This is a genomic window from Rhodanobacter soli (genome assembly GCF_039523495.1).
GTDB classification, from domain to species: Bacteria; Pseudomonadota; Gammaproteobacteria; order Xanthomonadales; family Rhodanobacteraceae; genus Rhodanobacter; species Rhodanobacter soli.
Genome location: NZ_BAAAFK010000001.1, coordinates 1,837,581 through 1,861,797, shown reverse-complemented (window position 1 = coordinate 1,861,797; position 24,217 = coordinate 1,837,581). Strand labels below are relative to the sequence as shown.

The 24,217-nt window shown below is 65.8% G+C and carries 21 protein-coding genes and 1 pseudogene; 10 read left to right on the top strand and 12 right to left on the bottom strand.

All coding sequences use genetic code 11. From position 1 onward, the window contains the following. On the bottom strand, positions 1-2,055 hold the full coding sequence (locus ABD024_RS08475; RefSeq protein WP_343851574.1) for a PAS domain S-box protein: 2,055 nt from the start codon (positions 2,053-2,055) through the stop codon (positions 1-3). 8 nt (positions 2,056-2,063) lie between these two features. After that, the gene (locus ABD024_RS08470; RefSeq protein ID WP_343851572.1) at positions 2,064-2,801 is read right to left on the bottom strand and encodes a response regulator; all 738 of its coding nucleotides are present in this window, start codon (positions 2,799-2,801) and stop codon (positions 2,064-2,066) included. Positions 2,802-2,965: 164 nt separating this feature from the next. Between ABD024_RS08470 and ABD024_RS08465 the strand changes: the two genes are divergently transcribed. The 5 genes and pseudogenes from ABD024_RS08465 to ABD024_RS08445 all read left to right on the top strand — a co-directional run. After that, complete coding sequence (locus ABD024_RS08465; RefSeq protein WP_343851570.1) at positions 2,966-4,018, top strand: zinc-dependent alcohol dehydrogenase family protein; 1,053 nt, start codon at positions 2,966-2,968, stop codon at positions 4,016-4,018. Between the two features lie 181 nt (positions 4,019-4,199). After that, positions 4,200-4,787 (top strand): OmpA family protein, encoded by a 588-nt coding sequence (locus ABD024_RS08460; RefSeq protein ID WP_343851568.1) that lies wholly within the window; start codon positions 4,200-4,202, stop codon positions 4,785-4,787. 39 nt (positions 4,788-4,826) lie between these two features. Beyond that, on the top strand, positions 4,827-6,170 hold the full coding sequence (locus tag ABD024_RS08455) for a phosphoribosyltransferase family protein (protein ID WP_343851566.1): 1,344 nt from the start codon (positions 4,827-4,829) through the stop codon (positions 6,168-6,170). Between the two features lie 151 nt (positions 6,171-6,321). Further along, complete coding sequence (locus ABD024_RS08450) at positions 6,322-6,765, top strand: Hsp20/alpha crystallin family protein (protein ID WP_343851564.1); 444 nt, start codon at positions 6,322-6,324, stop codon at positions 6,763-6,765. 79 nt (positions 6,766-6,844) lie between these two features. Next, positions 6,845-7,186, top strand: a pseudogene (locus ABD024_RS08445) (erythromycin esterase family protein); the annotation flags it as partial. A gap of 58 nt (positions 7,187-7,244) precedes the next feature. On the opposite strand, the gene ABD024_RS08440 reads toward ABD024_RS08445, so the two are convergent. From ABD024_RS08440 to ABD024_RS08430, 3 genes are read right to left on the bottom strand one after another with little or no spacing between them, the layout of a single operon-like run. Continuing rightward, positions 7,245-8,075, bottom strand: coding sequence for a universal stress protein (locus ABD024_RS08440; protein ID WP_343851562.1), 831 nt, complete (start codon positions 8,073-8,075; stop codon positions 7,245-7,247). Continuing rightward, positions 8,072-8,557 carry a DUF3775 domain-containing protein gene (locus tag ABD024_RS08435; RefSeq protein WP_343851560.1) on the bottom strand — a complete coding sequence of 162 codons (486 nt, stop codon included), beginning with the start codon at positions 8,555-8,557 and terminating at the stop codon, positions 8,072-8,074. The genes ABD024_RS08440 and ABD024_RS08435 overlap by 4 nt, the downstream gene beginning before the upstream one ends. A 14-nt stretch (positions 8,558-8,571) precedes the next feature. Beyond that, complete coding sequence (locus ABD024_RS08430) at positions 8,572-8,799, bottom strand: hypothetical protein (protein WP_343851558.1); 228 nt, start codon at positions 8,797-8,799, stop codon at positions 8,572-8,574. A 280-nt stretch (positions 8,800-9,079) separates the two neighbouring features. Here ABD024_RS08430 and ABD024_RS08425 point away from each other — a divergent pair, with 280 nt between their 5' ends. The 4 genes from ABD024_RS08425 (at position 9,080) to ABD024_RS08410 (ending at position 12,585) form a co-directional block, all read left to right on the top strand. Continuing rightward, the gene (locus tag ABD024_RS08425) at positions 9,080-10,624 is read left to right on the top strand and encodes a thymidine phosphorylase family protein (protein WP_343851556.1); all 1,545 of its coding nucleotides are present in this window, start codon (positions 9,080-9,082) and stop codon (positions 10,622-10,624) included. After that, positions 10,621-11,097: a ribose-phosphate pyrophosphokinase-like domain-containing protein gene (locus tag ABD024_RS08420; RefSeq protein WP_343851554.1), complete on the top strand. Its 477-nt coding sequence runs from the start codon at positions 10,621-10,623 to the stop codon at positions 11,095-11,097. The genes ABD024_RS08425 and ABD024_RS08420 overlap by 4 nt, the downstream gene beginning before the upstream one ends. A gap of 7 nt (positions 11,098-11,104) precedes the next feature. Further along, positions 11,105-11,554, top strand: coding sequence for a phosphoribosyltransferase family protein (locus ABD024_RS08415; RefSeq protein WP_343851552.1), 450 nt, complete (start codon positions 11,105-11,107; stop codon positions 11,552-11,554). Between the two features lie 593 nt (positions 11,555-12,147). Further along, positions 12,148-12,585 (top strand): universal stress protein, encoded by a 438-nt coding sequence (locus tag ABD024_RS08410; RefSeq protein ID WP_343854562.1) that lies wholly within the window; start codon positions 12,148-12,150, stop codon positions 12,583-12,585. A 92-nt stretch (positions 12,586-12,677) separates the two neighbouring features. On the opposite strand, the gene ABD024_RS08405 is transcribed toward ABD024_RS08410, so the two are convergent. Genes ABD024_RS08405 through mgtA form a run of 3 tightly spaced genes read right to left on the bottom strand, consistent with a single transcriptional unit; the run spans position 12,678 to position 15,939 of the window. Further along, positions 12,678-12,818: a hypothetical protein gene (locus tag ABD024_RS08405; protein WP_343851550.1), complete on the bottom strand. Its 141-nt coding sequence runs from the start codon at positions 12,816-12,818 to the stop codon at positions 12,678-12,680. Positions 12,819-12,836: 18 nt separating this feature from the next. After that, positions 12,837-13,346 carry a CDP-archaeol synthase gene (locus ABD024_RS08400; RefSeq protein ID WP_343851548.1) on the bottom strand — a complete coding sequence of 170 codons (510 nt, stop codon included), beginning with the start codon at positions 13,344-13,346 and terminating at the stop codon, positions 12,837-12,839. Positions 13,347-13,383: 37 nt separating this feature from the next. Beyond that, positions 13,384-15,939, bottom strand: coding sequence for a magnesium-translocating P-type ATPase (mgtA, locus tag ABD024_RS08395; RefSeq protein ID WP_343851546.1), 2,556 nt, complete (start codon positions 15,937-15,939; stop codon positions 13,384-13,386). Positions 15,940-16,213: 274 nt separating this feature from the next. On the opposite strand from mgtA, the gene ABD024_RS08390 reads away from it, so the two are divergent. Further along, on the top strand, positions 16,214-18,616 hold the full coding sequence (locus tag ABD024_RS08390; protein ID WP_343851544.1) for a phosphoketolase family protein: 2,403 nt from the start codon (positions 16,214-16,216) through the stop codon (positions 18,614-18,616). Positions 18,617-18,618: 2 nt separating this feature from the next. On the opposite strand, the gene ABD024_RS08385 is transcribed toward ABD024_RS08390, so the two are convergent. The 4 genes from ABD024_RS08385 to ABD024_RS08370 all read right to left on the bottom strand — a co-directional run bounded on the left by ABD024_RS08385 (position 18,619) and on the right by ABD024_RS08370 (position 24,053). Continuing rightward, positions 18,619-19,812: an acetate/propionate family kinase gene (locus tag ABD024_RS08385; protein WP_343851542.1), complete on the bottom strand. Its 1,194-nt coding sequence runs from the start codon at positions 19,810-19,812 to the stop codon at positions 18,619-18,621. Further along, on the bottom strand, positions 19,809-21,224 hold the full coding sequence (locus tag ABD024_RS08380; protein ID WP_343851540.1) for a bifunctional enoyl-CoA hydratase/phosphate acetyltransferase: 1,416 nt from the start codon (positions 21,222-21,224) through the stop codon (positions 19,809-19,811). Before ABD024_RS08380 ends, ABD024_RS08385 begins: the two co-directional genes overlap by 4 nt. A gap of 98 nt (positions 21,225-21,322) precedes the next feature. Beyond that, entirely contained in the window at positions 21,323-22,522 is a 1,200-nt protein-coding gene (locus ABD024_RS08375; protein WP_343851537.1) for a cation:proton antiporter, read from the bottom strand. A 55-nt stretch (positions 22,523-22,577) separates the two neighbouring features. Further along, positions 22,578-24,053 (bottom strand): MFS transporter, encoded by a 1,476-nt coding sequence (locus ABD024_RS08370; RefSeq protein WP_343851535.1) that lies wholly within the window; start codon positions 24,051-24,053, stop codon positions 22,578-22,580. Between the last annotated feature and the right edge of the window lie 164 nt (positions 24,054-24,217).

Here is a 24,217-nt window from a genome sequence, read left to right as displayed (position 1 = left end):
TCACACGCTGCTGTTGCGATCGAGTACCCGGCGGGCGGCCGTACCGAGTTGCCCGCGGCGATAGGGTTTGCGCAGCAATTCGAACGAACCGAACGCACGGGTGTCGATGCCCATCGATGCGTATTCGTAGCCGGACGTGAAAAGCACGGGAAGATGGGGATGCTGTTCGCGTGCTTTCGCGGCCAGTTCGAAACCCGTCATCTCCCCGCCAAGCACGATATCCGTAAAGAGCAGGTCGGTGTCCGGGTGCTTCGCCAGATGCTCCAGCGCTGCGACGGCATCGCCGGCCTCGCAAGGGATGTAGCCCAGGGTACGCAGAAAGGCGACCGCGAGGCGCCTCACCTCCGGTTCGTCTTCCACGACCAGAACGGTTTCGTGACCATGGTGCGACGTTTCGCGACCACGGCGCGAAGGCGCGGTTGCCGCTTCCTCCGCCGTCGCCGAGGCGGCAGCCGGAAGAAAAAGCTCGGCGCGCGTGCCATGGCCCACCTGGCTCTCGATATGGAAATGGCCGCCGGACTGTTTCACGAAGCCATAAACCATGCTGAGACCGAGCCCGCTGCCTTTGCCGGCTTCCTTGGTAGTGAAAAAAGGCTCCAGCACATGTTCGAGGATTTCCGGCGGGATGCCTTCACCGTTGTCCGTTACGGTAAAGACTACGTACGAGCCAGGCGCAAGCCCGGTGTCTCCATCGGCGCTGGCGACGTTGCAGGAGCGCGCCGTGATGGCAAGGCGGCCGCCGCGCGGCATCGCATCACGTGCATTGAGCGCCAGATTGATCAATGCCGCTTCCAGCTCTCCCTCGTCGGCGTATACCGCAGGCACTTCGTTGCTGCACTCGGCGGTCACGACGATGCGCTCGCCCAGCGTTCGCCCCAGCATCTCGCTCAGATCGGCCAGCAGTTGCACTGTGCGCACGGCGCGCGGCAACAGATGCTGGCGGCGGGAGAAGGTAAGCAGCTTGCGGGTGAGCGCCGCGCCACGCTCGACCGCGCGCGATGCGCTGGCGAGGGTTTTTCGTGTTGCCGGATCCTCCGGCAGATCGATTTCCAGCAGTTGCAGGTTGCCGGAAATCACCGTCAGCAGGTTGTTGAAGTCGTGCGCAATGCCGCCGGTGAGTTGACCGAGGGCCTCCAGTCGCAGCGAATGCGCCAGTTGTTCTTCGCCGCGTCCGCGCTGAATGGACCCGGCCAGAATATTGGCCACCGATTGCAGAAAATTCTGCCGGTCTCGGTCGAAACAGCCCTTCTGATGGGCAAGCGCCAACAACACGCCCATGGGCCCATGCCGGTCGGGCAACGGCACAAGGGATGCGTCCTGGTAATCCTGGCTCAGGAACGGGCATATGCCGCGAAGGCTTTCGATGATGCTGCCTTGCGTGGGCGGCTGCTCATCGGCCTCCAGCGCCTGGCTGCATGCCACGTCCAGCAAGGCGGGGTTGCCCGACAAGCTTTCCAGTACCGCTTGCGGGAGACCCTTCGATGCGATGGCGCGCAAGCCGGGATGGTACGGGTGATTGAGGATGATCGCTGTCGCGGAAATATCGAGGGTGGTTGCCACCAAACCGGGAATCTCGTCGACGGCTTTTTCATGATACGTGGCCTCGAGCAGACGCCGGCCCATCTGGGCTATGGCAACGTCGAAGCGGGCGCGTTCCTGCGCCTGGCGTGCACGCTGCGTTTCGGAGATGTCGCGGATCGCTGCCGCATACAGCGTTCCCTGCGAAGCGGCGACCGGGCTCAGGCCGATTTCCACCGGAAACGACTGGCCATCGGCACGTATCCCGGTCAACTCGTAGCCAGCGCCCATCGCGCGCTCGCGCGGACGAGACACGTAACGGGCACGGTGTGCGATATGCGCCTGCTGCAGGGCCGTCGGCAGCAGCGCTTCCACCCGCAAACCGACAAGTGCCCCCTTTTCATAACCGAACAGGCGCTCTGCATGTGCGTTGGTCAACACGATGACACCTTGTCGATCGACCACGATCATCGCATCCGGTGCCGCCTCGAATAACGAGCGGAACAGGTGGGCATCGGGGGCCTGTTTGCTGAACATGCCGCTGCCTATATCCGACGGACCGTGGGCGAGAACAGATAGCCCGCGCCGCGAATCGACTTGATCCGTTGCGGATGGACAGGATCAGGCTCGATCTTCCGGCGCAGGCGCCCGATCTGCACGTCGATCGAGCGATCGAACGGTCCTGCATCGTGGCCATGGATATGCGTCATCAACTGGTCGCGGCTCAGTACCTGATTGGCGTGTTCGAGGAAAACCTGGAGCAGGGCGAATTCGCCACTGGTCAGCGGGATGGGTTCGCCATGCGGCCCGGACAAGCTGTGCGATTGCGGATCGAACACACAACCATCGAACGACAAGCGCCCGGCATCTGTCCTGGGTGGCGAGGATGCGCGGCGCAAGACGCTGTGAACGCGAGCCAGCAGCTCGCGCAGATCGAACGGCTTGGTAACGTAGTCGTCCGCGCCGAGTTCCAGTCCCACCACGCGATCCACGGATTCGCCACGCCCGGTCACGATGATCACCGGGCCATGCCAGTGCGTGCGCAAGCTCCGGGTCAGGCTGAAGCCGTCTTCACCGGGCAGGCCGATATCCAGGATCACGATATCGACCGCTTCGCTGTCTATGACGTGGCGCATGCGGACGCCGTCGCCGGCTGTGCTGACGCGAAAACCCTGGCCGCTGAAGTAACGGCTGAGGATATGAACAATCTCGGTATCGTCATCGACCACCAGCAAGTGTGCCGGGAGGATCGTGGATGACGCAGAACTGGGCGAGACGGCCATCTGAACCCTCGATCCGCAGTGGTACCTGGTCAAGTGGAGCACTCGGGCCGGAGCATACGCCTGCACCTGTTCGCTTGCAGTGACTGGCCGGCGCGCCGGGTCATATCGAACGCCGCAGCTGCGGTGACGGGCTGCGGCCGGCATCGCTTGCCCGCTGAGGCGCGTTGAGCCATATCAACTCGGCCGAATGTGGCGTGCACGATGATGGGTTCGTTCAGAGCGAGGACGGAATCATGCGCGCCATGGTGCTTGGCAAGGTCGGTGAGCCACTGGCACTGCGGACACTGCCCGATCCGCTACCGGGCAACCATGAGGTTCGGTTGCGAGTGGAGGCTTGTGGCGTATGCCGCACGGATCTTCACGTCGTCGACGGCGAGCTGCCGGACATCGTGATGCCGCTGATCCCGGGGCACGAGTGCGTCGGTCTGGTCGAGGTGCTTGGCCCCGGTGTTACCGGACTGCAGCTGGGGCAGCGGGCAGGTGTGCCCTGGCTGGGCGGCAGCTGCCACCGCTGCGAGTACTGTCGCGACGGCCGCGAAAACCTGTGCGATACGCCCGAGTTCACCGGTTACACACGGCCGGGCGGATTCGCCAGCCATATCGTTGCGCGCGCGGATTACAGCGTGCCATTGCCCGATGATGCCGATCCCATCGCCATCGCCCCACTACTGTGTGCCGGCCTGATCGGCTGGCGCTGCCTGGTGAAGGCTGGGCAGGGGAAGCGCATCGGTCTGTACGGCTTTGGTGCGGCGGCACACATCATCACCCAGATCGCCTGTCGGCAGCAGCGCCGGGTCTGCGCCTTTACGCGGGCCGGCGACGTCACGGCGCAGGCCTTTGCGCGTTCGCTCGGTGCCGTATGGGCCGGGTCGTCCGACGAACTGCCCCCCGAGCCACTGGACGCGGCAATCCTGTTCGCGCCGGTAGGCGATCTGGTTCCGCAGGCGCTGCGTGCCGTCAAGAAAGGCGGCCGGGTCGTGTGTGGCGGCATTCATATGTCCGACATCCCGTCATTTCCGTATCGCTGGTTGTGGGAGGAACGCGAAGTGGTTTCCGTTGCCAACCTGACACGCGCCGATGCGCATGATTTCTTCGCGGCCAGGGAATGCAGGGACATACAGACCACCACGCACGTCTATCCGCTCGAACAGGCCAATCAGGCACTGGGTGATCTGCGCGCGGGGCGCTTGAGCGGCGCCGCGGTGCTCAGGCCGTAACGCGATACACCGCACTGGTGTGGTCGACGCGGGCCGGGACGAGCCTGGCGGCGTGCGGCTTAGGTGATTTAAATCAACATGTCTCGCCACCTCCTGCGTAGCTTGATGAATTGCGGAAGGGGCAGGGTATCGATTTGCTGACTATGCGTCGCCGCACGCATTCACCAAGGAGAAACCAACCATGTATTCCTATCGTCGTTTTGCTTATGCCGCGCTTGGGGTGGCGCTCGTCGCCCTGGGCGGCTGCACGGGCTATGTGAAAAAGGCCGATTTCGATTCGGCGGTCAGCGAGCTTCGTGCCAACGATCAGAAACAGCAGCAGGAGATCGACGATCTTACGCAGCAAATGCAGCAACGCTTCGCTGCCTATGATGCCAAGATCGCCCAGATGGGCGGGCGTGTCCGTGTCGACGCCATTTCGCACTTTGCGTTCAACGACGCGACCGTGCGCGAAGAGGACAAGCCGCTGCTGGATGATTTCGCGAAAATCGTCTCGGCGCATTACCCGCAGGCCATGGTGACGGTGGAGGGTTTCGCCGACGCCGCAGGTGGCAGGAGCTACAACCTTCGACTCGGGCATGCGCGCGCCGAGGCAGTGCGCGATTACCTGGTGAAGAACGGCGGACTGGCTGCCGACAATGTCCGCACGGTCAGCTACGGCAAGGCGGAAAATCGCCAGGTCCTCAAGGGCAAATGGGGCGATGGCGCCGAGCCGAACCGCCGCGTGACGCTGGTGGTCGACTTCGCTGGCACACCGGCGGCACCGTGAACATGGGTCGTCAATGTCGACGGTGTGGCCCAGAGGCCGATGACCATGGCGCAGTGGCAAACCGACGGTTTTCGTGACCGCACCGATGCCGGACAGCAATTGGCGGAGGCGCTGTCCTCGCTGCGCGGTCAGCATCCGCTGATACTGGCCATCCCGCGCGGTGGCGTACCGATCGGCAGGATCGTTGCCGATCGTCTGGACGGCGAGCTGGATATCGTGCTGGTGCGGAAAATCGGCGCGCCTGGCAACCCGGAGTATGCGATCGGTGCCGTCGATGAAGCCGGGACGATCCAGCAGTCGGATGACGCACGTCTTGCCGGTGCCGATGACCGCTACATCAAGCGTGAGGCGGCCGAACAGCTGGCCGTCATCCGGGCTCGAAGACAGGGCTACGGCCTTGGTCATCCGCCGATCGATCCGGCCGGACGCACCGTGGTGGTCGTCGACGATGGATTGGCAACGGGGGCCACGATGCGGGCAGCGCTATTGGCTGTGCGTGCGCGTAAGCCAGCGCGGTTGGTTTGCGCCATTCCTGTGGCGTCGCCGCGTGGTCTGGTATCGGTGACGGACGTGGCGGACGATCTTGTCTATCTGTCCGCGCCCGGACACTTTCGTGCGGTCGGGCAGTTCTATATGCAATTTCCGGCAGTCGATGACAGCGAAGTGGTGCACCTGCTGATGCGTTCCCCCTCCGGATCGCCCGTGCCCGCGCTCTCCGAGGATGTCCGGATTCCCGCTGATGGCCTGCTGCTCGATGGCAACTTGCAGGTGCCGCAGGGAGCCCACGGCCTGGTCATCTTCACGCATGGCAGCGGCAGCAGCCGCCATAGCCCGCGCAATCGCCTGGTGGCTCAGGCCATGCACGCGAAAGGGAAAGGGCTGGCGACCTTGCTGTTCGATTTGCTGAGCGAGGATGAAGCCAGGGACATATCCGCACGCTTCGACATCCCCAGACTCACGGCACGGCTTGACGCCGCCACCCGATGGGCCATGCACCAACCGCGCACGCAGGCATTGCCCATCGGCCTGTTCGGCGCCAGTACCGGCGCAGCGGCCGCCCTGGTGCTGGCTGCGCGTTATCCGATGATGATCAAGGCCGTCGTATCGCGGGGCGGCCGACCGGATCTTGCAGGGCATGGCGCGCTGGCGCGGGTGCAGGCGCCCACCTTGCTCATCGTTGGCGGTGCGGATCACGAAGTCATCACGCTGAACCGCTCCGCTCTATCGGTACTCCCATGCCACGCCGAACTGGTGCTGGTTCCGAATGCCACGCATCTGTTTGAAGAGGAAGGCGCCATCGAGCGGGTAGCGGCACTCGCCACAAGCTGGTTCGTGCAGTGGCTGCCGGATCAAAGCCGCGGCGTCACCGTCGGCATGCGCTGAATCCACGAGGAATTTTTCTTGAATCATGCGCACGACGTTGACCTGGATCAAACGCGCCCCGCGTCGACTTCGTACGCTTGCCAGTGATCCCAGCTTGCCGGGAGCGGCGAGCCGGGGGGCTAACCCGGCGACCTGTGTGGAGGATTTATTCATGGCAAACCTTACCCGTTGGAGTCCCTTCAAGACCCTGTCGCGGTTCGAGCAAGGCACTCCTTTCGACGACTTCTTCCGTGGTTTCGGCCTGCGTCCGCAGTGGTCCGAGCTGGAGGCGCCGGATGTGCGCCTTGACGTTACCGAAAGCGATGGCGCCTATCGCGTCAAGGCAGAAATGCCCGGTGTCGACAAGAACGATATCGACGTCTCGATCAGCGGCAACCAGGTCGCCATCAGCGCCGAGGTGAAGCGTGAGAGCAAGAAAAAGGACGACGAGCGCGATATCTGCACCGAGCGTTATTACGGGCAGGTCTATCGCTCGTTCAGCCTTCCCGATGAGGTGGACAACGACAAGGCCACGGCTCGTTACGAAGGCGGTGTACTTATCCTGGAGCTCCCCAAGAAGGAGAGCAGCAGTGCCCGCAAATTGACGATCAGCTGATTGTCCCCCGCGCTGCCCGTTGTCCGGCAGTCATGCCGGCCGGGCAGCGTGAGCTTGCGCCAGTCACGCGGCAACGCCGATGCCGAACCCTTCCCATACCGCGCTGGACGTCATCCGCAACGAAGCCATTCGGCTGGATGGCGACGCGCGCGATTACGAGGCCCTGCTCGACGGCATCGGGGAGCGGAGCCTGGTGTTGCTCGGCGAGGCCACCCACGGCACCCGGGAGTTTTACCGCATGCGTGCGGAGCTGACGCTTCGCCTGGTGGTCGAGAAGGGGTTCGATGCGGTCGCCGTGGAGGCGGACTGGCCCGATGCCTATCGCCTGAACCGGTTCGTGCGCGGCGAAGGGCACGATCAGGCCGCGCGATCTGCGTTCGACGATTTCCAGCGCTTTCCGCGCTGGATGTGGCGCAACGAAACGACCGCATCGGCTTTGGCTTGCTTCATCGCACCCGGCTGGCCCCACACGCGGGCGCTCAGTGACGCATCAGTACCGGGGTCGTGCTTTTCTCGAGAACTTCCCTGGTGGCCCCGCCCAGGATCCGTTCACGGAGCCGGGTATGGCCATACCCTCCCATCACCAGAAGATCAGCCTGGAAGGCGTCTGCGGCCTGCAGCAAATCGGCACCGATCCCTTCGCCACGATCGGTCAGCGCATGAGACTCTGCAATGACGCCATGGCGTTGCAGATAACCCGCCAGGTCGAACCCGGGCAGCCATTGATCCATGAGGGAAGCCTGGTTCCCGCCCCGATTGAGAATGACCACCTTCCACGCAGGGATCAGCATCGGCAGCGCTGCATGCACGGATCTCAACGCTTCGGCCGAACCGTTCCAGGCAATCGCTATGCGATTGAGCGCCGGCGGCTTGGCCTGCATCTCCGGCACGACCAGGCAGGGCACACCGCCGCATCCCAGCATGATGTCGCCAATGGCCGACGACGACCCCCAGGCGAAGTGGGATGTACGGCCGAGCACCAGCAGATCATGCCAGTTTCCGATCAGCTTCATGCTGTGCGGTACGTCGCCATCGGCGACCTGCCAGAATGCGTCGATCACGCCCAATTCGCGCGCGAGCGCCAGGAACGAGGCTTCAGCCGCGTAGGCGTCACTCATGAGCTGGCGCGCCTCCTTGATCGATTCCAGCACAAGGACGGGTGCGTCGTACACGGACATCGCGGCTTCGGGCGAAGGGCAGACGCAGACACCCGTCAAGCTTGCGCCGAACGCCGCCGCCAGGCGGATCGCGTATTCCACATGCGGGAGCCAGGACTTGAAGCTTTCCGAGTAGACGACGATGTCTTTCATGGCGTATCCCCGGTGTGTCGTGGCGGCTGTTCCGTGTCGACCTGCTTGCCGGAGAATCCAAGTGTCGACAGGCCTTCTTCCAGGAAATCGCTCGCCATCGACATGCCAAGCAGGTAGTCAGCCGTCCGTGCGTTGTGCGCCTGAGCGGCTTCCTCGCGGATCGACCGCCAGTCGGTGGCCGAACAGTTGTCGCGACCGAGCCACGTCAACGCCACCAGATCGACTTGCTGGTCCTCCGGCAAATCGTCGATGACCGAATGAAGCTCCTGCAGCACGGTCGCATTCCGGTATTCGTTTTCCTGCTCGCGCAGCACATCGACATCCTCCGACTCCAGCGGGCGAGGATCTTCCACCGGTTCGGCCAGCATGTCCCTGCTGTCGTACTCGCGAAGTTTGTCGATGATGAAATAGACGGTGTCGACCGGTATCGACAGTGCCGGTTCGGGGGCGTTCGTCGGCGGTTCGGCAGCAGGCGGGGTCATGGGGCTCCTCCGATTCAGACGGCCAGGTCTGCCCGGGCTTTCGGGTAGCCGACTGCCTGGACGAAGGTGATGAATTGCTTGTCACCCAGTTTCAGGGCCCGCGTCAGTCGCTTCGGGTCGACGCCACGAAACACCGTGCCCCGGCCTTCGGATGCGCGGAAGAAGAGATCGGCATTGTCCGGGGTTGCGCCGACCGCGCCGGCGGTTGCCACGCCTTTGTCGATCGCTTGCCTGAGTGTCATGACCTCACTCCCGGTTCTTTGCCGCGCCTCGCTTCAACCGGCCCGGATTCGTGGAAACGCGAGGGATATTTACTACCCCATACGACCGCACTTATTGATGTGGCTCAATATCCCCTGCCGGGCAGTGGCGCCACGACCGGCTCCAGGCACGGTCCGCTGACCGCGCGGTCCTTCCGGCTGCACTTGCTCTGCATCGGCGACAGCATCCTATTGATGAAGATCAAGTTGACCGAATCTGAAGCGGCGTAAACGAAGAACGCCACCTATTGCCGGGCCGTCCATGTCCGCTCAAACCACAGGCTTCGAAACGTTTCCCCGGCCGCGTCTTGAAGCGGGCCACTTGCGACGGCTCGGCATCGATACGGGGCATGAGCATGTCGTCTACCTCAACAAGGATTCGCCGATCTGCCGCAGCGAGGGATTCGGTGCGCACTCCCGCCTTGAGCTGCGCGTGGGCACGCAGCGGGTGCTGGCGACATTGAATATCGTGCAGGACGGCTTGCTGGGCGTGGACGAGGCCGGGCTGTCCGAGTCGGCATGGCTCGCCTTGCAGCCTGGCGCCGACGAGCGCGTGATCATCGCCCATTCGCCCAGCGTGGATTCGCTGGCTTCGGTGCGGGCGAAGATCTATGGCAAGGAGCTGGATGCGTCCGCACTGCACGGAATCATCCGGGACATCGTCGGAAACCGGTATTCCGCCATCGAAATGGCCGCGTTCATCACCGCCGCCGGCGGCGATCGCCTCAGCATCGAGGAAGTCGTCGCGCTGACGAAGGCCATGGTGCAGACCGGCGCGCAACTGCATTGGCCGCAACCATTAGTGGTCGACAAGCACTGCATCGGCGGGCTCGCCGGCAACCGCACCACGCCCATCGTGGTGGCGATCGCGGCGGAACTGGGGCTCACGATACCCAAGATGTCTTCGCGTGCGATTACCTCGGCGGCAGGTACCGCCGACACCATGGCGATGCTGGCGCCCGTCGATCTGGACGAAGCGCAGATACGCCGCGTCGTGGAAACCTGCGGCGGCTGCATCGCCTGGGGCGGCGCCATGAACCTGGCTCCCGCTGACGAGAGGCTGATCCGCATCGAGCGTGCATTGGACATCGACAGTGCCGGCCAGCTGGTGGCGTCCGTGCTGTCGAAGAAAATCGCCGCAGGCTCCACCCATGTGGTGATTGATGTGCCGGTCGGGCCGACCGCCAAGGTGCGCGATCACGCGGTGGCGGAGTCGCTGGCCGCGTTGCTGCAACAGGTCGCGGCCGCGCTCGGTTTGCAGCTACGGGTGCTGCTCAGCGACGGCAGTCAGCCGGTGGGGCGGGGCATCGGCCCCGCGTTGGAGGCGCACGACGTCCTGGCGGTGTTGCGCAACGAACCTCATGCACCACCCGACCTGCGCGCGCATGCCCTGGCTATCGCCGCCGCCATACTGGAATTGGGCGGCGTTGCGGGTGCTGACGCATCGCTGGCGATGGCGACCACCTGCCTGGAGACGGGCAGGGTGTGGCAGCGCTTCCAATCCATCTGCGCTGCGCAGGGTGGCATGCGCACACCAGGGAAAGCTGCCTATCAGCAAGCTGTTCCGGCTGCACAGTCAGGGCGCGTGACGGCGATCGACAACCGCCGCCTGTCCCGCGTCGCCAAGCTGGCCGGTGCGCCTGCCGCGCCACTGGCCGGGCTGGCGCTCGATGCGCATCTCGGCGAGACGGTGGTGGCCGGGCAAGCGCTTTTCACGCTTCACGCGCAAAGTCCCGGCGAGCTGGCTTACGCCATGGAATACGTATCCCGCCATCCCTGCATCGTTTGCGTCGAGGCATCCTCATGAACACGCTTTATGGGAGCACGCTCTATGCCATGCCCGGCAACGACACCTTTGCCGAATTGCTGTCGCTGCATACGGGCTATCAGCGCCGACAGCTGCTGCTGCACCATTTCCCGGATGGCGAAACGCTGGTGCAAATGGCCGCACCGGCCCCGGATGGCGACGCCGTGATCGTATGCACGCTGGACCGCCCGGATCCCAAGGTGCTGCCGCTGATGATGGCGGCAGCGACCGCGCGCGAACTGGGTGCCGTACGCGTCGGCCTGGTCGCGCCTTATCTGGCCTATGCGCCAGGACATGCGCTTCCACCCCGGCGAAGCCATTTCCGCCAGGATCTTCGGCGACTGGCTGGGCCATGCCTTCGATTGGCTGGTCACGGTGGAGCCGCATCTGCATCGCTAGGCGACGCTTGCCGAGGTATATCCGCGCGCTTCGCACGTCGTGCATGCGGCAGCGCAATTGGCCGTCTGGATTGATGCCCATGTGAGCCTGCCGCTGATCATCGGGCCGGATGGCGAAAGTACGCAGTGGGTGACCGCCGTGTCCAACCTTCTGTGCGCACCGAGCGTGGTGGCACGCAAGGAACGTCATGGCGATCGCGAGGTGGAAATCTTCCTGCCGGAAATCGACAACTGGCGCGACCACACACCGGTCCTGCTCGACGACATCGTCGCCAGCGGCGCGACCATGGTCCAGACGCTGCGCTGCCTGCGCGGGCGAACATCCCACCCGCCTGTCTGCGTGGCACTGCATGGCCTATTCGCCGAGGGCGCGATCGAAGACATGCTGGTGGAGGGAGCTCGGCTGATTGTCACCAGCAACAGCATCGTCACCGCCGCATCGCAGATCGACATCAGCAAGCCGGTCGCCGAAGCGATGGTCAACCTGTGCGCGACCCACCCATCCGAAGCAGGGAGGCGGGCGCCGGCATGACATCGCCATGGATTGCGCGGGAAGTCACCAGCTCATGCCATCTGCCAGCTTGTTGCGCCGGTGAGGCATCGTTGGCGAAATGCATGAATCGCCGCGTGGCCGTTTCGACCGGCGGGGAGATATCCGCATTCGCCCAGTCCACGTTCGCGATGAATCAGCCAGGACTCGATCCTTCACGCTGCCGCACGGGTTCATCGTGAACCCGCTTCGGCGCGGCCCGATTGACCGGAATCAACCAGGTACGCGATGCAGTTTCCATTTGATCGTGGTCAACATCGCCCCCTGCGGGCGTGCGCATGCTGCGGTCGTCGATACCGAAGGCACGAGCGTGGGCAGGCCGGAAGGCAAGGCAACTGGTGGCGCATGGGGCATCGGGGCGGCCTGCGCGGCTCGACTGGTGACGGTACATCGCGGCAGTGGAGGGCGGTCCACTGCAACAGCGACGCGAGATCGGCGCGCTGCATCCGCCCGGCCACAGGGGCGAGCCGGATGAGCTCGCCATTGACGAATCAGAATCCATGACCGGCAGCGAACTGGACATTGATGATGGCCACGCCTGCCGCCGAGGATCCAACCCAACCGAGGAGCCAGCCATGTTCAAGCACATCCTTCTTCCCATCGACGGTTCCGAGCTCTCGCTGCGCGCGGTCAAGCTCGGCCTCGAACTGGCGCAGACATGCAAGGCGAAGGTCTATGCGCTGCATGTGGTGCCGCCGTTCCACACCATCGCCTACATGGCCGAGATGGTGACTGCCACCGAGGCCACGTACGCGCGGGACGCCGTTGCGCGCGCCGAGCGTTATCTGGCCGAAGTGCAGCAGCTGGCCAAGGCGGCCGGCGTCGAATGCGGCAGCAGCTATGTCTTCAATGATCACCCGCATGAGGCGATCCTCGAGACCTCGCGCGCGCAGCACTGCGACCTGGTGGTCATGGCATCGCACGGCTGGCGCGGCGTGACCCGCTTGCTGCTCGGAAGCGAGACCCACAAGACGCTGCTGGAAAGCGGGATTCCGGTGTTGGTGTGCCGTTGAGCGCCGGGTGTCGGCGAAACGCGGGGCGAAGGGGCGCGGCCGGCGGCGGCAAGGGTCGACCAGTCGCCGCCTGAGCCGCGCCTGGCCAAACCTCACTTCCCCCACATCACGAACATCCCCGCCACCGCCGCCGCCATCGCGGCGGTGGCCAGCCAGCCGAACAGCATCCCCAGCCCCGGCGTGGTGAATTCGCCCATGATCCTGCGGTGCGAGCCCATCAGCATGCCGGACATGCCTGGCACAACCCTGTGCTACCAAGGGCTGTCCTTGATGCCCAAGCGATACGAGAGCCGGTTCACGGCGATATCCCCCACGAAGGTCATTATGGCGATAGTCGCCATATCCGTTGCGCCAAGGCCGGCATAGGCCCCGGTCAATGCCAGCGCGCCGATCACGAAGTCGAGTTGATCGAAGGGAATCCAGCGTGCGCCCGGACGGATGTGCAGCATGCGCTTGATGAGGCTCTTCAGCGCATCGCCAAGCATCGCGCCACCGCCCAGGCCGAGACCAAGCAGCAGCCAATGCTGATAGTTGACCAATGACCACGGTGCATGGATTCCGTATTGCATTCGGGTCACCAGCACTCCCGTGGCAACCCCCGCGAGAAAACCGAGCACGGTCTTGTGGCTGCCGAGAAGGCGCTCATGGATAGGGCGATTCCAGCCACGCCAATACCGGGTGAAAGGCGGCGCCATGTTGGCGCAGTAGGCGGGAAGCATGAAGTAGGCGAGTTGCAGCAGGCGGGCCCATTGGTCACTCATGAAGCCGTGCTCCTGGCCAGTTCACCGTGTTGTCCCGCTACGCAGACGAGGCATCGTCGGCGGAACGCATGAATCGCCGCTTGGCCATTTCGACCAGCAGCAGATAAGTCACCGTCGCCGCGATCAGGAACATGAAGAAGGCGGGCGGCAGCAGTACGAAGCCCAGATCGGTCGCCAGCGGCGTCGCGGGAAGAATCACGCCGATGGCGATGGCCAGCAGCACGCTGACGATCAATGCCTTGCTTGGGCGACTGCGCAACGGGTTGCCCGTGGTTCGGATGACGAACAGCACAAGCGTCTGGGTGGCCAGCGATTCGATGAACCAGCCGGTGTGGAACATCGCTTCCGACGCATGCAGCCAGCGGATCAGGACGTAGAAGGTAAGGAAATCGTAGAGCGAGCTGATCGGCCCGATGCCGAGCATGAAGCGCCGGATGAGGGCGACACTCCAGCGGCGTGGCCGGCGCAATTGTGCGTTGTCCACATTGTCCGTCGGGATGGTGGTCTGCGCCATGTCGTACAGGAAATTGTTCAGCAGGATCTGTGTCGGCAACATCGGCAGGAAGGGGAGAAACAGGGCACCCGCCGCCATGCTGAACATGTTGCCGAAGTTCGAACTCGTGCCCATGAGCAGGTACTTCATGACATTCGTGAAGGCTCTTCGCCCTTCGATGACGCCGGCATGCAGTGCCTTCAGGTCGCGCTCGCGCAGCACGATATCCGCCGCCTCCCTGGCAACGTCCACGGCGCTGGCGACTGAAATGCCGACATCGGCGGCATGCAGCGATGGCGCATCGTTGATGCCGTCCCCAAGGAAACCGACCACGCAATTGCGCGCCTTGAGTGCGAGCACGATGCGATGCTTCTGCGCCGGATTGACTCTCGCGAAGATGCTGGTCCGCTCGGCCAGGATGCCGAGTGCGGTTTCCCCAAGGCCCTCGATTTCCGCGCCGATGACCAACCGGCTGGCATCGATGCCGACCTGCGCGCAGACATGACGCGCCACGCGTTCGTTGTCACCGGTCAGGATCTTTACCGTTATGCCGTCCTCGGCCAGCGCGCGCAAACATTCCGCCACACCAGGAATGATCGGGTCGGCGAACAGTGCGAACCCGGCAAGCGTCAGATCAGTCTCGTCGCCCACGGCGTAGCGTTCCTGCGATGGAACGCTGCGATAGGCCACGGCAAGCACGCGCAATCCCTGTTCGCCGAACGCCTCGTGGGTGCGCACGCAACGTTCCTTCGATGCGGCGTCGATCCGGCTGGCAACACCCTCCACCTCATACTGCGTGCATTCGGCGATCACCGACTCCGGTGCACCCTTGACGATCAGCAGCCTCTCGTCGTTGTGCTCGACGACCACGGATAACCGGCGCCGCTCGAAATCGAACGGAATCTCGTCCAGCTTGCGGTATTCGCTCACCGCAAGCGTCCGGCAGTTCAGTATCGCCGTGTCGAGCGGGCTGCGAATGCCGGTCTCGAACGACGCATTCAGGTAGGCCAGCAGATGTGGCCGCTCGGACGCGCCGCCGAACGGATCAACTGTTGAAGCCAGCGACGTCTCGCTGCTGGTCAGCGTGCCGGTCTTGTCGCTGAGGAGCACCGTCATGCTGCCGAAGTCCTCGATGGCAGCGAGATGCTTGACGATGACCCGCTGGCGCGCCATGCGCACGGCCCCGCGCGCCAGGGTGACCGTGGTGATCATCGGCATGAACTCGGGGGTGAGGCCGACCGCCAGAGCCAGCGCGAACAACATGGTCTGCAGCGGTGGCCGGTGCGAGGCGATGCCGATGAGTAGTACGGCGAGCAGCAGGAACACCATGGTGTGCATGATCAGCCGGGCAAAATCGCTCAGGCCGCGCTCGAATTCGGTGGGCGGTGGACGCTCGGTCAACGCCTCGGCGACATCGCCAAGAGCCGTATGGCGGCCGGTGGCAATGACGAGTGCAGTTGCCGTACCGGCAACGACCGACGTGCCGAGAAAGACCAGATGCCGCGCACCGGCGCTTCGATCCAGGCCCTCAGGCCCATCGGCCACCTCCTTTCCCACGGGCATCGACTCGCCCGTGAGCGCGGCTTGCAGCACATGCAGGTCGCGCGCGGTGATCAGGCGAGCGTCCGCGGGGACCCGGTCCCCCGCGGCCAGTCGGATCAGGTCGCCCGGTACGAGGTCGCGACGGGAGCGCTCCTGCCAGCGGCCGTCGCGGCAGACGGTGGCCATCGGTGCGATCTCGTCGCGCAGACGATTGGCCGCACGCTGGGAGCGGTAACTCAACGCGAAATTGAGGGTGACGCTGAGGATCACCATGGCCGCGATAATGGCGGCGCCGACGCTATCCCCGAGGAAGCCAGAGACGCCGGCCGCCAGCAACAAGATGACCACCAGTGGATTGGTTAACAGCAGGAGCAGGGCGGAGATGGCGCCACCATGGCCGACGGCGCGGGCCTCGTTCGGCCCATACCTGACTTGTCGATTCTTGGCCTCGCGTTCCGACAACCCATCGGTGTGGCTTGCGGGCGCAGCAGACGGTGCGTCTGCCGGCTTGCCGGTCGAGTCCCGCGGAAGAGGGGCGGCTGTAGGGGCGTCATGCATGGTGTTGGCAACGCTAAGAAGAACACCGCGCCGGCATATTGATGCTCATCAATACTCCATGCCGAAGGCGAGTGCCGAATGCGCTCGCATGGTGCGGCCGTCGATGGTCATCACGACGGTAGGCAGCGGGCGGTGCCGAGGTTGCAACCAGAGCGGCCTCGACGGCGAAGCTGTCGAAGTCGGTGCGACGAGGTGTCACAGCGAAATTCACGGCCCAGGGTGTACACCATGCGCCGAACCGGGTTTCCTCCACGTCCACGGGGATGGCCAGATCATGACTACCGACACCTTGGCCCGCCAACCGCTCGATCCTGCGGAGCTGCACGGCATCGACGCCTGGTGGCGCGCCGCGAATTACCTTTCGGTCGGGCAGATCTACCTGCGCGCCAATCCTCTGCTGAAGGAGCCGCTGGCGCTCTCGCACGTCAAGCACATGCTGCTGGGCCACTGGGGCACCACGCCGGGGCAGAACTTCATCTATGCGCACCTGAACCGGGCGATCCGGCAATACGATCTGGACATGCTCTACCTCTCCGGCCCGGGCCACGGTGGCCCCGCGGTGGTGGCGAACGCGTACCTGGACGGCACCTACAGCGAGGTCTACCCGGATATCAGTCGGGACGAGGCGGGACTGCAGCGGCTGTTCAAGCAGTTCTCGTTTCCCGGCGGCATCGCCAGCCATGCCTCGCCGGAATGTCCCGGCTCGCTGCACGAAGGCGGCGAACTCGGCTACTCGCTGAGCCACGCGTTCGGCGCGGTGTTCGACAACCCCGCCCTGATCGCGGCCTGCGTGGTGGGCGACGGCGAGGCGGAAACCGGGCCGCTGGCCACGGCCTGGCATTCGAACAAGTTCCTCGATCCGGTGGGCGACGGCGCGGTGCTGCCGATCCTGCATCTGAACGGCTACAAGATCGCCAACCCAACGGTGCTGGCGCGGATCGGCCGCGACGAGCTGGAACAGCTGCTGCGCGGCTACGGCTGGACGCCGTATTTCGTTTCGGGCAGCGAGCCCGCGGCGATGCATCAGGCGATGGCGGCGACGCTGGATGCGGTGGTGGCGCAGATCCGGCAGATCCAGCGCGGCGCGCGCGAGCAGGGGGTTACCGCGCGGCCGCGCTGGCCGATGATCGTGCTCGATTCGCCCAAGGGCTGGACCGGACCGAAGCGGGTGGACGACAAGCCGAACGAAGGCACTTTCCGCGCGCACCAGGTGCCGCTGTCGGTCTCCGCCAGCAGCCCGCCGGAGCACTTGCAGCAGGTCGAGGCGTGGCTGCGCAGCTACCGGCCGGAAGAGTTGTTCGATGCGTACGGCCGGCTGCGGCCGGAGCTGGCCGCGCTCGCGCCCACCGGCACGCGCCGGATGAGTGCGAACCCGCATGCGAACGGCGGCCTGCTGCTGCGCGACCTGCGCCTGCCGGACTTTCGTGACTACGCGGTCGCGGTGCCGCAGCCTGGCGTGCGCGACAGCGGCGATACGCGCGTGCTGGGGCCGTTCCTGCGCGACGTGATCCGGTTGAACGAGCCGTCGCGCAATTTCCGCGTGTTCGGGCCGGACGAGACGATCTCGAACGGCCTCGGCGCGGTGTTCGAGGCCACCAACCGCCAGTGGCAGGGCACGCTGCAACCGGACGACGAGTTCCTCGCGGCGCAGGGCCGGGTGGTCGAGATGCTCAGCGAGCACCAGTGCGAAGGCTGGCTGGAAGGCTATCTGTTGACCGGGCGGCACGGCCTGTTCAATTGCTACGAGGCGTTCATCCACATCATCGATTCGATGTTCAACCAGCACGCCAAGTGGCTGAAGATGACCGCGGCGATCCCGTGGCGGCGCCCGCTCGCCTCGCTGAACTACCTGCTGGCCTCGCACGTGTGGCGCCAGGACCACAACGGCTTCACCCACCAGGATCCCGGCTTCATCGACCACGTGGTCAACAAGAAGGCGGAGATCGTGCGCGTGTACCTGCCGCCGGATGCGAACTGCCTGCTGTCGGTGATGGATCACTGCCTGCGCAGCCGGCATTACGTCAACGTGGTGGTCGCCGGCAAGCATCCGGCGCCGCAATGGCTGGCGATGGATGCGGCGCAGCGGCACTGCAGCCAGGGCATCGGCCTCTGGCCGTGGGCCAGCAGCGACCAGCACGGCGAGCCCGACGTGGTGATGGCCTGCGCCGGCGACGTGCCCACGCTGGAAACGCTGGCGGCGGTGTCGATCCTGCGCCGCTACCTGCCGGAGCTGAAAGTGCGCGTGGTCAACGTGGTCGACCTGATGAAGCTGCAGTCGCCCAGCGAACATCCGCACGGCCTGGACGATGACGATTTCGACCAGCTGTTCACCCGCGACAAGCCGGTGATCTTCGCATTCCACGGCTACCCGAGCCTCATCCACCGGTTGACCTACCGGCGCACCAACCACGACAACCTGCACGTGCACGGCTACAAGGAGGAAGGCACCATCACCACCGCGTTCGACATGACCGTGCTGAATGCGCTGGACCGTTTCCATCTGGTGATCAACGTGATCAACCGCGTGCCGCAGGCGGGCGAGCGGGGCATCTACCTCAAGCAGAAGCTGCTGGACAAGCTGATCGAGCACAAGCAGTACATCGACGAGAACGGCGAAGACCTGCCGGAGATCCGCAACTGGGTGTGGGGCGCGCCGGAAGCCGGCATGCTCGCCTAGCGTCAGCAGCGCACGAGCGCGGCGGCAGCCGTCGCGGCCACCCATTCCTCGTTGGTGGCTTCCACCACCACCTTGACCCGGCTGGCTGCGCTGGAAATGACCGGCGCATGCGTGGCATTCGCGGCCGGGTCGATCGCCACGCCGAGAAAACCCAGGCCGGCGCAGACGCGTTCGCGGATCACCGCCTGGTGCTCGCCGATGCCGGCGGTGAAGACCAGCATGTCCAGTCCGTCCAGCGTGGCCGTCAGCGCGCCCACTTCGCGCACGATGCTGCGCACGTACAGGGCCAGTGCCTCGCGCACCGGCTCTTCGTCTTCGCGCGGCAGCAGCTCGCGTAGGTCGGAGGACACTCCGGAAACGCCGAGCAGGCCGGACTCGTGGTACAGCATGCGGCCCACGCGTTCGAGCGACAGCTTGCGGATCTCCATCAGGTAGATCACCGCGCCGGGATCCAGCGCGCCGCAGCGCGTACCCATCATCAGCCCGTCCAGCGCCGAGAAGCCCATCGTGGTGGCGACGCTTTGCAGGTTGCGCATCGCGCACAGGCTGGCGCCGCTGCCCAGGTGCGCCACGATGGTGCGGCCGCGTGCGGCGTCGCCGTAGCGCTCGCCCAGCACCTGCGCCTGGTAGGCGTAGGACAAGCCGTGGAAGCCGTAGCGGCGCAGGCCCTGGTCCCACGCCGAGCGCGGCAGCGGCAGCATCTTCTCGACGGTCGGCATGCTCTGGTGGAAGGCAGTGTCGAAGCAGGCCACCTGCGGCAGCTGCGGCAGTTCGTCCAGCAGCGCGCCGATCGCTTCCAGCGCGAACGGCTGGTGCAGCGGCGCCAGCGGGATGTAGCTTTTCAGGTCGGCCAGCACCGCCGCGTCGACCCGCACCGGCTCGAAATACTTGCTGCCGCCGTGCACCACGCGGTGCGCGATCGCCACGATGCGGCGGCCGTGCAGTCGCGCCACGATGCGCTGGCGCAGATGGGTCAGCGCGGCATGGTAGGGGCGGCCGCGGTCCAGCGTCAGCGTCTCGGTCGCGGCACCACTTTCGCTGAACACCGGAGCATCGCCGGTGATGCCCTCGACCTTGCCGCCCCAGGCGGGCGTGCGCGCCAGCGGCGCCCCGTCCGCGTCGAACAGCGCGAACTTGATGCTGGACGAACCGCAGTTCAGCACCAGGATCAGCGAATGGCCGCCGCGATCGTTCATGGTGGGCTGAGCCGGTAATGGTGGGCCACCAGCGCGGCTAGCGCGCACGAGGCGATGCGCGATTCGCGCGAGTCGGCGCGGCTGGTCAGCACGATCGGCACACGCGCGCCCATCACCACCGCCGCGCTGGCGGCGCCGCCGAGGTACTCCAGCTGCTTGGCCAGCATGTTGCCGCTTTCCAGGTCGGGCACCAGCAGGATGTCGGCGAGGCCGGCCACGTCCGAGACGATGCCCTTGATGCGCGCGGCGGCGACGGAGATCGCGTTGTCGAACGCCAGCGGCCCGTCCAGCACCGCGCCGGTGATCTGGCCGCGGTCGGCCATCTTGCACAGCGCGGCGGCGTCGAGCGTGGTCTGCATGCGCGGGTTGACCGTCTCCACCGCGGCGAGGATCGCCACGCGCGGCACGGCCACGCCCACGATGTGCGCCAGGTCGATCGCGTTGCGCACGATGTCGGCCTTCTCTTCCAGCGTCGGCGCGATGTTGATCGCGCCGTCGGTGATGATGAAAGGCCGCGGGTAGGCCGGGCTATGCATCAGATAGCAATGCGAGATGCGCCGCGCCGTGCGCAGGCCGGCGGCGGAGGCCACCACGGCCGCCATCAGCTCGTCGGTGTGCAGGCTGCCTTTCATCAGCGCGTCGACGCGGCCGCCGGCGGCCAGCTCGACCGCGCGCGCGGCGGCGGCATGGCTGTGCGGCACGTCCTCGATGGGGATGTCGGAAAGGTCGAGCCCGGCCTTGCGCGCCACCTCCGCGAGTTTCGCCTGCGGCGCCACCAGCACCGGTTCGATCAGGCCAGCCGCATGCGCGTCCAGCGCGGCGGCGAGGCTGGTTTCGTCGCAGGGATGCACTACTGCGACGCGGATCGCGCCCAGCGACAGTGCGCGGGCCGCCAGCGGAAGGCCATCGACGCCGGGCACGCGCACTTCCGGCAGGCGGGTGCGCGCGTATTCGATGCGCTCGCCGGGTGCGGTCACGTCGACCGTGCCGTCGACCGCCAGCACGCCGTGCTGGTTCGTGCAGCGGCAGGCGAAGCGGATGCGTCGGGTCGCCGCGTCCCGCGCGATTGCCTGCACTTGCACCGCCAGCGTGTCGCCGATGCGCACCGGCGCGTGGAAACGCAGCGCCTGCTCCAGGCAGGCGGTGCCGGCGCCGGGCAGGCGCGTGCCCAGCACGGCATTGATCAACGCCGGGCCCCACATGCCGTGGCCGATCACGCCGTGGAAGCCGGGCGAGGCCGCACACGCCGGATTCAGCTGCTGCGGATCGCCGTCGCCGTAGAGGGTCGCCAGCAGTTGCACGTCCTCCGCGGTCAGCGAGCGCTCGATCGTCGCGCTGTCGCCGATGGCGATCTCGTCGAACGTGCGGTTGCGGATCAGCGGCGCGGCGGTGTCGGGCGTGGTCTCGTCCATGCTTGGGTTCCGGTCGGCGGTGGCGGGCCCGGCAGCGTTGCGGTGCAGGGCCAGTGCGGACAGCGTAGCGCTGCAGCCCCGGCGCGTCGAAGTGACATTCAGCCGCGCACGTCGGGAACCTTGACCTCGCCGGCGCTGCGCTTCAGCAACCACGCCAGCACCGGCGGCGTCACCATCGCGGTGAGCAGCGACATCGCCACGATGATGGCGTAGATGCGGTTGTCGAACACGCCGGCGGCGAGGCCCAGGGTGGCGACCACGATGCCCACCTCGCCGCGGGGCACCATGCCGAAGCCGATGATGGTGGCGCTGCGCCGGCCCAGCGACAGCGAACCCAGCCAGCCGCCGATGAACTTGGAGACGATCGCGATCGCGGTGACCACGGTGAGCATCCACAGTGCCTCCGCGCTGGCCAGTTCGTGCAGGTCGACCTTGCTGCCGGTGACCACGAAGAAGAACGGCGTGAGCAGGGCCAGCAGCGGCTGGGTCTGTTTCTCCAGGGTGTGCTGCTGGCGGGTTTCCGAGGCGATCATGCCGGCCAGGAACGCGCCGATGATCGCGGCCAGGCCGAACTGGGTGGACAGCCAGGCCAGGCCCAGGCACAGCGCCAGCACGATCATCAAGGGCGAGTGCGGACCCAGCGGCCGGTCCAGCCAGCTGGAGTTCCAGCGCATGATGCGCGCGCCGCCCCAGCCGATCACCGCGATGAAGCCGACCGCGCCGGCCAGCACCACCAGCAGGTGCGAGGCGTTGATGCTGCCGCCACCCTGCAGCGACACCACCACGCCGAGCAGCAGCATGGCGAGGACGTCGTCGATCACCGCGGCGCCCAGGATCACCTTGCTCTCGATCCGCTGCAGCGCGTTCAGTTCCTGCAGCACGCGCGCGGTGATGCCGGCCGAGGTGGCCACGAAGGCGGCCGCGACGAACAGCGAGCGGTCCCAGTCGAAACCGTTGCCGTGGGCCCACACGCTGCCCATGCCGAACGGCACCAGCACGCCGACCACACCGACCACGAACGCCACCTTGCCGACCTTCTTCAGATCTTCCAGCCGCGTTTCCAGGCCCACCGCGAACAGCAGCAGGATCACGCCGATCTCGGCCAGCACGTCGAGCGGAGTGCCGGTGGCGATCTGTTCGGGGGTGATCCAGCCCAGCAGGGAGGGGCCGATCGCACAGCCGGCGGCGATCTCGCCGACCACGCCGGGCAGCTTCAGCCGCTGCGCGATCTCGCCGCCGATCTGGGCGGCAACGAACACGACGAACAGGGTGAACAGGATCTCGCTGGCGTGGTGCATGCGGCGCGTGCCCGGACTGTCGGTAAAGACTGCATGCTACATGCAGCTTCCCGAGTCAGGCGGCGCCGGGCAACGAGCGATCGTGCCGCAAGCGGCTGAACACGCGGCTGGCCACCGCGGTGATCGCCGCCAGCATGATCATCGTCCAGCGGAATGCCACCACGTAATCTTCATGGGCGTGGCCTTGCAGCATCGCTTCCATCAGCAAGGTGGACAGTGCAATGCCGAAGCTCATCGCCAGATATTGCACGGTCGAGGCCATCGACGAGGCCATCGAGGCGTGCTTGATGTCGAGGTCGGTGTAGATCAGCGTGTTCATCGTGGTGTATTGCAGGCCGGCGAAGGCGCCGTAGGCGAACGTCAGCAACGCGATCACCCACACCGGCGAGCCCGGGCCGAGCAGGGCGAATGCCGCGAGCAGCGCAGCGACGATCAGCGTGTTGCCCAGCAGCAGGCGGCGGTAGCCGTAGTGCACCAGGGCGCGGTTGACCGCCCACTTCGCGATGATCGAACCCAGCGCCTGCGGCACCATCATCAGGCCGGCCATCAGCGGCGACCAGCCGCAGCCGACCTGCAGGAACAGCACCAGCAGCAGGAACATGCCGGAGATACCGAGCCGGGTGAACAGCCCGCCGGCCAGCGACACCCATACGCTGCGCACGCGCAGCAGCTGCAGGTCCGCCACCGGATACGGGGTGCGCCGGCTGTGCCACACGTAGACCACGCCGAGCAGCACGGCGAGCAGGGCGCACAGGCCCATCCGCAGCCACGGTACCGGCGCGTTGCCGGCCAGCTCCGAGGCGGTGAGCAGCAGGGCCGAGGCGGCACCGAACAGCAGGAAGCCGGACAGGTCGAAGCGATTCGCGCGATCGAGCCGGTAGTCGGGCATGTCGCGCAGGTTCATCCACACGCCGGCGATCGCCACCGGCACGTTGATCAGGAAGATCAGCCGCCACGAGGTGAACTCGACGATCGCCCCGCCCAGCAGGGGGCCGAGTACCGAACCGAGCAGGCCGAACGTGGCCACCGTGCTCATCGCCCGCACGAATTCGCGCTTGTCGATGCTGCGCACCAGCACGTAGCGGCCCACCGGCATCAGCGCGGCGCCGCCGATGCCCTGCACCACGCGCGCGGCGACCAGTTGCGGCAGCGTCTGCGCCAGGCCGCACAGCAGCGAACCCAGGCCGAACACGATGATCGCCGCGCCGAACACCCGCCGCGTGCCGAAGCGGTCGCACAGCCACGGGCTGGCCGGGATCAGGATCGCCAGGGTCAGCACGTAGCTGGTCAGCGCGGTGCGCATGCCCAGCGGGGTGACCTGCAGCGCTTCGGCCATCGCCGGCACCGCGGTGTTGACCACGGTGGAATCCAGTGCCTGCATGAAAAACGCGGCGGCCACCAGCCACAGCAGTCCGCGGAAACGCTCGCGCGTGGAGATTTCGCGCAAATCGGCCGCAACCGTGGTTGGCACGGGGGCGTCGGAGGCGACGGCGTGGGTGTCCGCGGCAGTGTGGGGAGGCATTTCCGGCATGGTAACTGCTATGACAGCTTGATTTTCGCCGGCGATATCAGCACAGTGAGCCTTGTTTCACCTGCCAGTCATGCCCAGATAGACATGACGGCCATTTACTACCGCACGCGCCGGGGCGTCTTCGTTCCGGCGTGTGCTTTTGTGCGGCAGGAGCCGCGAGTATC